12 protein-coding genes and 1 pseudogene are annotated in these 11,078 nt (G+C 57.7%); 7 read left to right on the forward strand and 6 right to left on the reverse strand.

Annotation, left to right across the window (positions count from 1 at the left end; genetic code table 11):
* Nucleotides 1-390, reverse strand: a 390-nt coding sequence (locus M2427_RS15155; RefSeq protein ID WP_280707175.1) for a transposase, incomplete at its 3' end; no start/stop codon positions are given.
* 292 nt (nt 391-682) lie between these two features.
* On the opposite strand from M2427_RS15155, the gene M2427_RS15160 reads away from it, so the two are divergent.
* A complete protein-coding gene (locus M2427_RS15160) occupies nt 683-961 on the forward strand; it encodes a hypothetical protein (protein WP_280707176.1) in 279 nt (92 codons plus the stop codon).
* A gap of 34 nt (nt 962-995) precedes the next feature.
* Here M2427_RS15160 and M2427_RS15165 read toward each other — a convergent pair whose 3' ends face one another.
* The gene (locus M2427_RS15165) at nt 996-1,928 is read right to left on the reverse strand and encodes a Ku protein (RefSeq protein ID WP_280707178.1); all 933 of its coding nucleotides are present in this window, start codon (nt 1,926-1,928) and stop codon (nt 996-998) included.
* Nucleotides 1,929-2,074: 146 nt separating this feature from the next.
* Between M2427_RS15165 and M2427_RS15170 the strand changes: the two genes are divergently transcribed.
* From M2427_RS15170 to M2427_RS15190, 5 genes and pseudogenes are all read left to right on the forward strand, one after another.
* Nucleotides 2,075-2,470: a hypothetical protein gene (locus M2427_RS15170; protein ID WP_280707179.1), complete on the forward strand. Its 396-nt coding sequence runs from the start codon at nt 2,075-2,077 to the stop codon at nt 2,468-2,470.
* A 46-nt stretch (nt 2,471-2,516) separates the two neighbouring features.
* Nucleotides 2,517-2,966, forward strand: a complete 450-nt coding sequence (locus tag M2427_RS15175; protein ID WP_280707180.1) for a hypothetical protein — start codon at nt 2,517-2,519, stop codon at nt 2,964-2,966.
* 3 nt (nt 2,967-2,969) lie between these two features.
* Entirely contained in the window at nt 2,970-3,695 is a 726-nt protein-coding gene (locus M2427_RS15180; RefSeq protein ID WP_280707181.1) for an SOS response-associated peptidase family protein, read from the forward strand.
* A gap of 62 nt (nt 3,696-3,757) precedes the next feature.
* Nucleotides 3,758-4,799 (forward strand): annotated as a pseudogene (dinB, locus tag M2427_RS15185) (DNA polymerase IV).
* A gap of 82 nt (nt 4,800-4,881) precedes the next feature.
* Nucleotides 4,882-7,158 (forward strand): restriction endonuclease, encoded by a 2,277-nt coding sequence (locus M2427_RS15190; RefSeq protein WP_280707183.1) that lies wholly within the window; start codon nt 4,882-4,884, stop codon nt 7,156-7,158.
* A 112-nt stretch (nt 7,159-7,270) separates the two neighbouring features.
* On the opposite strand, the gene M2427_RS15195 is transcribed toward M2427_RS15190, so the two are convergent.
* The 3 genes from M2427_RS15195 to M2427_RS15205 form a co-directional block, all read right to left on the reverse strand.
* The gene (locus tag M2427_RS15195; protein ID WP_280707185.1) at nt 7,271-7,903 is read right to left on the reverse strand and encodes a hypothetical protein; all 633 of its coding nucleotides are present in this window, start codon (nt 7,901-7,903) and stop codon (nt 7,271-7,273) included.
* Nucleotides 7,900-8,313, reverse strand: a complete 414-nt coding sequence (locus tag M2427_RS15200; RefSeq protein ID WP_280707186.1) for a RusA family crossover junction endodeoxyribonuclease — start codon at nt 8,311-8,313, stop codon at nt 7,900-7,902. The genes M2427_RS15195 and M2427_RS15200 overlap by 4 nt, the downstream gene beginning before the upstream one ends.
* A gap of 132 nt (nt 8,314-8,445) precedes the next feature.
* Nucleotides 8,446-9,105 (reverse strand): hypothetical protein, encoded by a 660-nt coding sequence (locus tag M2427_RS15205; protein WP_280707187.1) that lies wholly within the window; start codon nt 9,103-9,105, stop codon nt 8,446-8,448.
* Nucleotides 9,106-9,539: 434 nt separating this feature from the next.
* Between M2427_RS15205 and M2427_RS15210 the strand changes: the two genes are divergently transcribed.
* On the forward strand, nt 9,540-10,127 hold the full coding sequence (locus M2427_RS15210; protein WP_280707188.1) for an NADAR family protein: 588 nt from the start codon (nt 9,540-9,542) through the stop codon (nt 10,125-10,127).
* Here the strand turns inward: M2427_RS15210 and M2427_RS15215 are convergent.
* Nucleotides 10,124-11,074, reverse strand: a complete 951-nt coding sequence (locus M2427_RS15215) for a PfkB family carbohydrate kinase (protein WP_280707484.1) — start codon at nt 11,072-11,074, stop codon at nt 10,124-10,126. The two genes, M2427_RS15210 and M2427_RS15215, sit on opposite strands and share 4 nt — an antisense overlap.
* Nucleotides 11,075-11,078: the final 4 nt, after the last annotated feature.

Consider the following 11,078-nt stretch of genomic DNA (forward strand, 5'->3'; position numbering starts at 1 on the left):
CTGGTTGCGCACACGCGCCAACATCTGTGCGCCCTGCTGCTCGGGACTTTTGATAGGCACAAAGTTCTTGCGCAGTTTCGGCCGGCTTGCCGCCTCGCAAATTGCCTCGGCGTCCGCAGCGTCCGATTTTCCGCGCTGCACATACGGTTTGACATATTGCGGCGGGATCATCGCCACCTCGTGCCCAAGCGATTGAAGCTCCCGCGCCCAATAGTGCGATGCCCCGCACGCCTCTAGCGCGACAAGCGCAGGCGGCAAGCGACTGAAGAACTCCAAAACCTGCCCGCGCCTCAACTTACGCCGTAAAACCGGCTGCTCCGTTTCGTCAACGCCATGCAGCTGAAATACACTCTTCGACGTATCCAGACCGATGCGAACAATCGTTTCCACAGGCGGCTCCTTCGTTTGAGGTCAGCGACGACCTCATCTTGCCACGCAGTGTGGCGGAAGGGGGCCGTCCACCCCAACACGAGAGCCCGGTGCGGCCCTAGCCGCACGCGCACACCTATTAAAAGACCTGAGCGAACGTGATGCTGGCAATCCTGCGAGCACAGACTGGCATTTCACAGTGGTCTCAGAACGCGGGAAAACCTCGTCCTCTGCCGACGGGGAATCCCAGCCTTGGCGAGCAGCCGGAACAAACGATGGGCCACAGGATTCGTCGTATTCGGAGTCTATTGCAATGCTGATGATCTGTGAACGAAGGCCGACAACACGGACGCTGCGGGGATGGGCGATCCACGTTCTCCAGGAAGTAGGCGCCATCCGCGAGTGCGAGGAGCACGGTTGGATGCAGGATCGCGCCGATCCGCATGCGCGAGAGCGAGCCTTCGATATCGCTCGTCGAGACCCGCCAGCAGAGGTATCCCCTCAGGCGGCGGAAGCCGCGGTTCGCGACGTGCTGGACTCGATTGGCGATACCTGTCCGGAGTGCTCCCCTGACGAGGAGAACCGGCGCTAAGCATCGAGGCCGACCCGTCTCCGACCTTGGGGGCCTAAGCCGACTTTCGCTGCGACCTTGCGGCGGGCTTTTTAGCCGCCCCCTCCTTCGCCGCTTTTTTGCCGGTGATCGGCATCAGCATTTCCTTCTGCCCAGCGGCCGCCTTGCGCGGCTTCTTGGCCGTCTTCCTCGGCGCCTCTGTCGGGCCCGCCGCGTCTCGTCCGAGGCTCTTGCGCAGCGCATCCATCAGATCCACCACGTTCTCACCACGAGGACGCGCCTTCGCGGTGATGGGTTTGCCCGCGCGCTTCTGATTGATGAGATCGATGAGGGCGGTTTCGTACTGGTCTTCGAACTTGTCGGGCTCGAAATGGCCCGCCTTTTGATTGACGATGTGTTTGGCGAGATCAAGCATGTCCTTGGTCACTTTGACATCCTGGATCTCATCGAAATACTCGTCCGCGGAACGCACTTCGTAAGGATAGCGCAACAGCGTTCCCATCAAGCCCTTGTCCAGCGGCTCCAGCGCGATGATGTGCTCGCGATTGGTCAGCACGACACGTCCGATGGCGACCTTGTTCATGTCGCGGATGGTTTCGCGGATGACTGCGAAGGCGTCGTGCCCAACCTTGCCATCCGGGCACAGATAGTAGGGGCGGATCAGATATCGCGGGTCGATCTCACTCCGGTCGACGAACTCGTCGATTTCGATCGTTCGCGTTGATTCCAGCGCGACGTTCTCAAGCTCTTCCTTCGTCACCTCGATGAAGGTGTCCGTGTCGACCTTGTAGCCTTTGACGATGTCCTCGTTGTCGACCTCCTCGCCGGTATCGGCATCCACCTTGGCGTACTTGATGCGGTGGCCGGTCTTCCGGTTGAGTTGGTTGAACGAGACCTTTTCGGATTCCGACGTGGCCGGATAGAGCGCAACCGGACAGGTGACGAGGGAAAGACGTAGGAAGCCTTTCCAGTTGGCACGGGGGGCCATCGCGGGGGAACTCCATTACTGATGCCGGATTCAAGACGATCCACCAGCCTTGGTTCCGACATCACATCCTTCCCGCCAGGATGATTTTTTCTCAGGGCGAGCCGGAGCGGACTCGACATTTGTTCTTGTTATGTTCTAATTCTGACATGACCGACCGACCCGCGAGCTGGCGCATGCCGACCCCGAAGCAGATGGAAAAGCTGGCCGCCGAGGCCGTCCGCAGGCCGACACCTTCCGCTGCGGCTCCGGATGCACCGCTTCCGGCCGAATACTGGGACTCGGTGCTCAAAGATCCTCGCGCCGGCGCGCCAGCAGCCGAGATCCGGCAACAACGTCTTTCCGACGTTCAGCGCCACGTCCTCCGCGTGACCTGCCGCCGCTGCGAGCGAATAGTCGAAATCCAGACGGCCGACGCAGTCCGATTGTATGGCCGCAACGCAGTCTGGAAGGACGTGGCGCAGCGGTTGCTCGACAACACCTGCCAGCAGCGCACCGGCAGGCATGAAGAAGACGGGTGCTGGCCAGCGTTCGAGACGCCGTAGTCGCTCAGGATTTGCCGATCCGATCTCTTTGCGCCTGGATGTCCGGATGGCCCCGAAGTATCACCCTACGCCCCTGTCGGGCGGCGATCGCAAGGCTCTGGCAAAAGAGCTCGGCAAGGCGCGCGCAATGGCTGGCATCCTGGCGACCCAATCGGCGGAGATGCGGGCCAAAGGCGAGGCAATGATCCAGCAAGCCGATAGACTGCTTTGCGAAAGCTGGAACGAGCGGATGTGGAGTGACGGCGAACCGATCGATCCGTCACCTACCATTGATCAGGCTGTGAACGGAGGCTTCCCCTGGCTGGAGATCAGGTGCGCGCGCTGCAAGACGCCGAGCGACGTAGACCTCGCCGCGATGAAGCACCCGCCGACCACCTTCGTGCACGATCTCGCCAGCCGGCTGCGCTGCCGTAAATGCGCCAAGGCGGGCCGGCGTCCATCCGCGACTCTGCTACAGTTGACGTGGCAGCCGCGCCATCCTCGAACCGAATTCTGACCGATGTGCAATCTTTATTCGATCACGACCAACCAAGCCGCGATCAGCGCGCTGTTCCGCGTCGTGAACCGATACGTTGGAAATCTGGCGCCGATGCCGGGCGTGTTTCCCGACTACAACGCACCGATCGTGCGCAACGGAGCCGAGGGCCGCGAGCTCGCTACGGCGCGATGGGGGATGCCATCGTCATCAAAGGCGCAGATGGACGCCACGAAGAAACGGGCCGAGAAGCTGCAGGCTAAAGGCAAGACGGTCGATTTCAAGGAATTGCTGCGGATGGAGCCGGACAGCGGCACGACAAACATCCGCAACGTGAAGAGCAAACATTGGGCCCGTTGGCTCGGCCCCGAGCATCGCTGCATAGTGCCGTTCAATTCCTTCAGCGAGTTCAACAAGGCCGAGGGCGGTGATATCTGGTTCGCGCTCGATGAGACCCGTCCCCTCGCCTGCTTCGCCGGCATCTGGACCAACTGGACGTCCGTCCGGAAGGTCAAAGAAGGTGAGACGACCAACGACCTCTTCGCGTTCCTCACGACGGAGCCGAGCGCAGAGGTCGGCGCCATCCATCCCAAGGCGATGCCTGTCATCCTGACAACGCCGGAGGAAGTCGAGACCTGGATGACGGCCCCTTCAGAAGAGGCTTTGAACCTGCAGCGGCCGCTTCCGGACGGATCGCTCAGGATCGTCGCCCGCGGCGTCAAGGAAGACCAAGCCGGGCAGACAACGTGACCGCCGAGGACGACGACCAGGCAGAGCCCTCGCCCCGCCAACGCAAGATCATCCACGTCGACATGGACGCCTTCTATGCGTCCGTCGAGCAGCGGGACAATCCGGATCTTCGCGGCAAGCCGATCGCCGTCGGCGGCTCCCGGGAGCGCGGCGTCGTGGCGGCCGCCAGCTACGAAGCGCGCAAGTTCGGCGTCAGGTCGGCCATGCCATCGGTCACCGCGAAACGGCAGTGCCCAGACCTGATCTTCGTGAAGCCGCGCTTCGAGGTGTACAAGGAAATCTCGCGACATATCCGAACGATTTTCGCGGAACATACGGAAATCATCGAGCCGCTGTCTCTCGATGAGGCCTACCTGGATGTCACTGAGAACATCCAGGGCATCCCAGTCGCAACAGAGATCGCGACGATGATCAGGGCGAAAATCCTGAGCGAGACCGCTTTGACCGCTTCCGCCGGCGTCTCCTACAACAAATTCCTGGCGAAACTCGCGTCCGACCACCGCAAGCCGAATGGCCAGTTCGTCGTCACCCCGAGGATGGGTCCGTCATTCGTTCAAGATCTTCCCGTCGGCAAATTCCATGGTATCGGGCCGGCGACGAGCGCCAAGATGAATGGCCTCGGCATCTTTACAGGCATGGACATGCGCAATCAGACGCTCGAGTTCATGACCGCCAATTTCGGCAAGGCCGGCACCTACTATTACTGGATTTCGCGAGGCATTGACGATCGCCCCGTCCGCGCTAACCGCATTCGCAAGTCGGTCGGCGCCGAGACGACCTTTTTCCCAGGATCTCGCAGACTACGATGCGCTGGCAGAGGGGCTGCAGCCGCTGATCGACAAGGTCTGGCGTCACTGCGAGAGCACGGGCTCGCGGGGCCGGACGGCGACACTCAAGGTGAAGTTTTCCGATTTCGAGTTGATCACCCGCAGCAAGTCTGTAGGTATCATTGACGGGCCGGACGATCTCTCTGGCCTGGCTCTTGAATTACTCAAGCAGCTGATGCCACCCAAGAAAGCGATACGACTGATCGGAGTCTCCGTTTCAGGATTTGCCGATCTGGAGCCTGAAAACGAAGATCAGTTGCCGCTTATGTTGGACTGATTTTAGCAGCGTAGCTACCACGTTCAAAGTCCCTATGGAGTAACACCTTGTTTCTCGAAGTGGCGTTTGATGGATCGAGACAATGATTTATGACCTTTTCAGTCTGGGGTGGCATAGTTTCCAGCAACTGTGTTTGACCATCACGCGAGAAACTCTCGGTCAGACAGTTGAAGCGTTTCTCGACTCCTCGGACGCGGGAAAGGACGGCGCCTTTACAGGCACATGGCAGCCTGCAAAACGGGAGGCGTTGAGCGGGCGTTTCGTCATCCAGTGCAAATTCACTAGTAAGAGGGATAAGACACTCACGCCATCTGACGTCGCTGATGATGTGGAGAAGGCGCGCAAGCTCGTCCAGAGCGGTCGATGCGACAGCTATGTGCTTATGACCAATGCGGGTCTTTCGGGGGTAGGCAAGGAGGAGATTGAAACGCTCTTCAAGGAGGCAGGCGTCAAGACTTTCCTGTGTTTCGGTTCCACATGGATCTGCCAGCAAATCAATGAGCACAAACGGCTACGAATGCTGGTGCCTCGGATCTACGGCCTGGGTGATCTCAGTCAAATTATCGATGAGCGGGTATACGATCAGGCAAAAGCTCTCCTCGCATCGCTTAGCGAAGATCTAGCGAAAGTCGTGCTGACGAGCGCGTATCGGAGAGCGGCGGAGGCGCTCGACCGGCACGGCTTCGTGTTACTCGTCGGCGAGCCGGCTGCAGGCAAAACGACGATCGCCTCGATGCTTTCCATCGGCGCACTAGATCAGTGGGCAGCATCGACACTGAAACTCGACACTCCGGAGAAGGTGGTCGATCATTGGAACCCGCTGGACCCCTCCCAGTTTTTTTGGATTGATGATGCCTTTGGAGTAACGCAATACGAAGCCTTTCTGGTTCGTGGCTGGAACCACGCGCTCCCGATGGTTCGAACGATGCTAGGCAAGGGCGCGAAGATAGTGATGACGTCGCGCGACTATATTTACAACCGGGCGCGAAACGATCTTAAGGAGGGGGCTTTTCCGCTCCTGCGCGAAAGTCAGGTAGTGATAGATGTTCGTGATCTTACCTTGGAAGAGAAGGAGCAGATTCTCTACAACCACATGAAGCTCGGTAGACAAGAGCGGCCGTTCCGCACTGCTATCAAGCCTTATTTGCCACTAATCGCCGGACATTCGCGGTTCGTACCGGAAATGGCGCGCCGACTCGGCGATCCAGTGTTCACGCAGGGCTTAGAATTGAGCCGCCATGCACTTAACGCGTTCGTTGAGAAGCAGGAGCGATTTCTGCAGGAAGTGCTGCAGGGGCTCGATGAGGATAGCAAAGCCGCACTAGCCCTAATCTACATGAGGGACAATGCGCTGGAGAGCCCGGTCGCATTGGAAGAATCGGAACTAGAAGCAATCGAACGGCTGGGTAGCAGCCGGGGAGGATGTGTCGCTGCGCTTGAATCCCTGAAAGGGAGTCTCGTGCAGCATGTGATCGAAGATGGCAGTGCCATATGGCGATTCAAGCATCCGACCGTTGGCGACGCTTACGCAGGGCTGCTGATCAAGAGTCCCGAACTGCTGGGCATCTTTGTTCACGGCAGTTCGCTGGAGAAAATGTTGGGTCAGATTACGTGCGGAGATGTAGGGCTGGAGCGAGCCGTCGTAGTTCCTAAGGCGCTCTTTGACCTTGTGCTAAAGCGGTTGGATCAGACTTCAGATACTAGCCGCTACAAGACTCCTGCGCTGGCTGATTGGCATAGTCGGAGCCGTATAGATGATTTCCTTGCGTCGCGCTGCTCCAAAGACTTCCTGGTCCAGTATATTGCCGGACATCCTGATGTCGTCGTGCGGGTGTCAAGCCCAGGTCTCTTTCTAGATACGGTTTCGGAGGTTGGGTTAGCGGTTCGCCTCCACAAACTTGGATTGTTGCCTGAAGAACATCGCGCGGCATTTGTGACCAAAGTCGCTGCATATGCCATCGATGGTGATGACCTTTACGCCATTGAGAGCGCAAGGATTCAGAGTGTTTTCACTGAAGAAGAACTTGAGGATTTCTGGGGAAGAATCAGAAGCGAGCTTGTGCCTAATCTGGCAAACGTCCGGCGGAACTGGGAGTTCAACTGCAGCTCGAATGAACGCGCGGACGAATATCTCGAACCACTTCTGGGTTGGTTTTCCACCTTGAAGGAAAAATGTGCCGACGACTCAGAGCTAGTTGAAGTCATTGATCGAGAGATTTCGTTGGGAAGAGATTGGATTGCGGAGAGTCTTGCCGACGATCCGAGAAATGAACGACCTAAGCGCACATTCGGTGATGTCGAGGCGATGACCGACCTGCCGCTCACGGCACGAAGCATTTTCGACGATGTCGACGAATGATCCATGCCGATAACGGGCTGCGATTTGGCGGAGGAAATGCGATGCTAGGGCGCTGCACCTCCTTGGAAACATGCTTAGGGCCACTTGGCCCGGGAAGGTGCCGTCACGCACCTTAGGATTGCGCCGCGAGCCTCTCCGATATTTTGCGGAAGAACTCAACCTCTCCCATTTGTGGCAGGTCGTGCAAATTTCCGTGAATCAGCGCATTCCGCTTGGCTGCGAGGATGCGCAGAAAATCGCCTTCAGATGGTGTGACGTAGCCTTCTTGCGCCAATTGCTGCACGAGGCGACCAGGCGTTTGAGGCTTTACAAATGTGGTCGTCATGAGTCTCCGCGCGATGGCTTCAAAAGTCGCCCAGCCCAGCATGAAAGCGGCCGAGAGATGGTTGGTGTCTTGCAACAGTTTGATTTCGTCGAGGACGGATTGAATCTGTTCGCGAGACTGCACTTGAAGTTCGTCGGTGCGGCCAGCCGACGTTACCACAAAGACCCGAAGTTCCCAATCGGGGTGTTCTTTGATCAGGTTCGCAAGACCCTGCGCTTTCTTTTGATTCGAACTTTCCGAAGTCACGAGTTCGATGATTAGCTTCTTGCCCTTTCCGATGGCAATTGCGTCGGGGCGCAAATCTGCAAGAAATGGCGGCGCAACGGGGGCGGTCGGCCGCAAATAAACCTCATACCCTTCCGAACGAAGCTGGGGAATCAGACTTTGCATGAATTCCGCTTCCGTGATTTTGTCCGTCATCGCAACTCCTCGCGCGGCCGGTCCGAGAGACGCACATATAAGACGGGGCGCGGCCCGGTAACGGCGGCGACCACGGTCTCAGACGGATTTTCAACTTCAAATGGAACTCCCGGGTCGAATTTCTGAACGACAAGTCTCTCGACCTGCTGATCGTCGACGTAAATATGGGCTGAAAGAGCATCTAGAATTGGCTTTACGATGTTGTCGATGTCGCCCATCATTGGTTCATCAGGTAAATAATACAATGTCACACCGATCGGCTCTTGGCTGGCAAAGTGCGGCTGAGGCATCACCGCCGTGCTGGCGGCTTTGATGCGCTGTTTCCACTCGTTCTTGGATTCGGCTCGCTTCGCTTGAAGTGAGACGGCAGTTCCGTGAACTAGGAATTCGATCGGAAACGACAATTCCATAAGGCTGCGTGAGCGTTTGTCCTGGAGGAATATTATCAAGTTCTTGTACGCTCGTGAGCAAGCGGAATCTGTCGAAGTCGTTGCAACGCATTGCAGCATCTCTCTGCGGCGATCGGACAATTGTGCCGCGGCTCACGCGAATGGCGACTTCGGTTCGTATAATATCTCTTCGGCGTCGCCGTGATTGTACCAGAAGCCATTCGTTTCGAGATCGAAATCCATTTTTTTGGCGACGTGCGCGACCACTTCCATTCTGAGCGTATTGGCGCACTCGAGGGCGAGGTCCGCTTCATCTGGCGTCGCGTTTTCTCCCGCATGCACAATCGCATTTCGCTTGGGGACAATGACAGTAACGAACGTCTTCCAGAGCAGGGAGCCGTTGGCGAGTTTCAGCTCGTCGATCCCGATTTCATACATGCCAAGGACGAGCGGCAGCAGTTCGCGCTCGATCGCCTGTTTTCGGCGCTGGATGATCATGTTGATGAGAATTCTGGCCCAATTCTCGGAAAGGAAGGCGCCCTGCAGAAGTGGTTCAACGAGCATGTAGCGCGTAGTTAGCTCAATCGCCGTTACGGCACCCACGACACAGAAGCGGGGATATCCGCCCTGGCGAGCATAGCGGGCCTGCGCAATCACATCATCGAGTCGTTTGTCGATCGCGTCTCCGTATATGCCCAGGAAGTCGCGGATGGGCTGTTTGGACAGGTTCTTGATTGCATTGGCAATATCTTCCTGGCGACCAATCTCCTCCCAGTATTCTTCCTCGTACCAACTGTCCGGGTCTCTGCTCATGGCAAGCTCGCTGGCGTCTGCGACCAGTGAGAGTAGCACGAGAGGCCTGGGGCAATACGGTTGAAGACCAAAAACTAGCAGCAAGCCGCACATTGCAGCGCGCGTCGGAGCCTGGATCAGGTCGCCCCCCATCGCACGGAGTAACTCCGCAGGAAATCATAGTATGCGATGTCATGCGCGTAAAACGCATTACATTTGCGTTTATTAATAGTTCGTTATGAATTTATATGTCTAGCATATGTGATGCCGAAAGGGCCGAAGCTTAAAACGGCGACGATGTCGCTTCGACTTGAGCCGCAGACTAAAGCCGCAGCGAAATTGGCTGCGCGTGCGGAACGCCGAAGCGTCGCGAACTTCATCGAAGTTCTGATTATGCGGCACTGCCAGGAGCACGGCATCGAGATCCGTGCCTCAAAGTCATCAAGGAGAGAGATATGAGGAAGAAGGCTCCAAGGTCCGAGAGTGCGAAGAAGCCCAACGCAAGCAAAGGTGAGATCAGCTTCTACCGAGCAAACGAGAAACCTTATGGCGTGTTCAGCAACCTCTTTCGGTGCGAGGTTGAATTCGAAGGCCGCGTATACGCCACGGCGGAGCACGCCTACCAGGCGGGCAAGGCAGCCAAGCCTGCAGTTAGGGAGTGGATTCTACAGGCTCCGACGCCAGCATTGGCGGCGATGGCAGCACACGGGCTTTATACTTGGGACATTGTGCCCAATTGGGCCAGCATCAAGATTGACCGCATGCGCGCCGTGCTGCGCGCAAAGTTCTCACAACATGAAAACCTTCAACAGCTCTTGCTGGGTACGGGGTCGCGCCGTCTGGTCGAAGTGGGCACAACCAACAATGCGGTCAATCGATTCTGGGGGGAGGTCAACGGCAAGGGCGAGAACACGCTAGGCAAGCTGCTCATGGAATTGCGCGAAGAGCTTCGCAAGCAGAAGAAAGCGCCGATAAACGGACACGTTGCTCCGAAGGGTACCCGGCAGAAACGAAATTCCGCGACAGAGCTCGCGATAGCCTAGCGCTTGTAGCCGGCATAGGGTTCGACGTGGGCGACATCGAGACAGCGCTCGGACCGCGACATCAGCGCATTGCGAATGGTCGCGCCGCCGAAGGCGTGAAATGCGCCGCGAGCCCCTACGAATGCGCAGTTCAGGGCCGCTAGCCACTGTCCCATAACAAGTCCCGAATAGACGTCATCAACGCGGATCGTCCGGCGGGTGGCTCCAACATTCATGAGCGCGTGAATCAGGCCAGTTGTCACCATATCTCCGGCGCCACAGGTATCGACCAGTCTCGGCGCGGCGATTGAAGGGAGCGTCACGGTGCGAGCCCCGGTTTCCAAGGTCAGACCTTCGCCGCCATGGGTCGAAATGAAATATGGAGGCGCTTCGAACGACTGCGTGTCCATTTCGGCGCGCGTGTCTTCCGAGGCCTTCAATATATCGATGAACGGGAGAGCCTTGCGGAACAGCGACCAGTCCTTGAGAGAATTGGGTTCGAACAGGACGAGCGCACCGGCCCCGGAAGCTTCTTCCATAGCCAGCAACGTGGTGTCAGACAACCGATCGACATAAAAGATCGACGCCGCTCTGATCGCCCCCTTCGCTCGATCGGCATTGGACTCTGCAATCGGCCTGTATGACGGAAGCTGCCGATGCGTTTCCGGACACGTGGAGCTGAATGCGTGCCTCGCGAGTTGAATATCGAGATATTCAACGACGACCGGCGATTCCTCGTTGGGCTCGCGAAATACGAACTGCGTCACACAGCCTGCGCGTTGGATCTCATCGAGAAGAAAAGCGCCGGTCTCATCGGAGCCCAGGTTCAAGATGGGGGCGACGCGATGCCCGAGCATCGCCAAGGATACCAGGACATTTGCGCAGGAGCCTCCCAGGGCTTCAATGGGGCGGTTGCGTGTGGGCGTGTAAATGCGATCCAGCGTCGCAAAGCCCATGCCCGCAATCATCTTG

The sequence above is a fragment of the Bradyrhizobium sp. BR13661 genome (assembly GCF_029892425.1).
Lineage (GTDB): Bacteria > Pseudomonadota > Alphaproteobacteria > Rhizobiales > Xanthobacteraceae > Bradyrhizobium.

Coding starts and splice junctions, on each gene's coding strand:
- M2427_RS15160 (WP_280707176.1), top strand. CDS start 683: ATGCTGATGATCTGTGAACGAAGGCCGACAACACGGACGCTGCGGGGA.
- M2427_RS15165 (WP_280707178.1), bottom strand. CDS start 1,928: ATGGCCCCCCGTGCCAACTGGAAAGGCTTCCTACGTCTTTCCCTCGTC.
- M2427_RS15170 (WP_280707179.1), top strand. CDS start 2,075: ATGACCGACCGACCCGCGAGCTGGCGCATGCCGACCCCGAAGCAGATG.
- M2427_RS15175 (WP_280707180.1), top strand. CDS start 2,517: ATGGCCCCGAAGTATCACCCTACGCCCCTGTCGGGCGGCGATCGCAAG.
- M2427_RS15180 (WP_280707181.1), top strand. CDS start 2,970: ATGTGCAATCTTTATTCGATCACGACCAACCAAGCCGCGATCAGCGCG.
- M2427_RS15190 (WP_280707183.1), top strand. CDS start 4,882: ATGATTTATGACCTTTTCAGTCTGGGGTGGCATAGTTTCCAGCAACTG.
- M2427_RS15195 (WP_280707185.1), bottom strand. CDS start 7,903: ATGACGGACAAAATCACGGAAGCGGAATTCATGCAAAGTCTGATTCCC.
- M2427_RS15200 (WP_280707186.1), bottom strand. CDS start 8,313: ATGGAATTGTCGTTTCCGATCGAATTCCTAGTTCACGGAACTGCCGTC.
- M2427_RS15205 (WP_280707187.1), bottom strand. CDS start 9,105: ATGAGCAGAGACCCGGACAGTTGGTACGAGGAAGAATACTGGGAGGAG.
- M2427_RS15210 (WP_280707188.1), top strand. CDS start 9,540: ATGAGGAAGAAGGCTCCAAGGTCCGAGAGTGCGAAGAAGCCCAACGCA.
- M2427_RS15215 (WP_280707484.1), bottom strand. CDS start 11,074: ATGATTGCGGGCATGGGCTTTGCGACGCTGGATCGCATTTACACGCCC.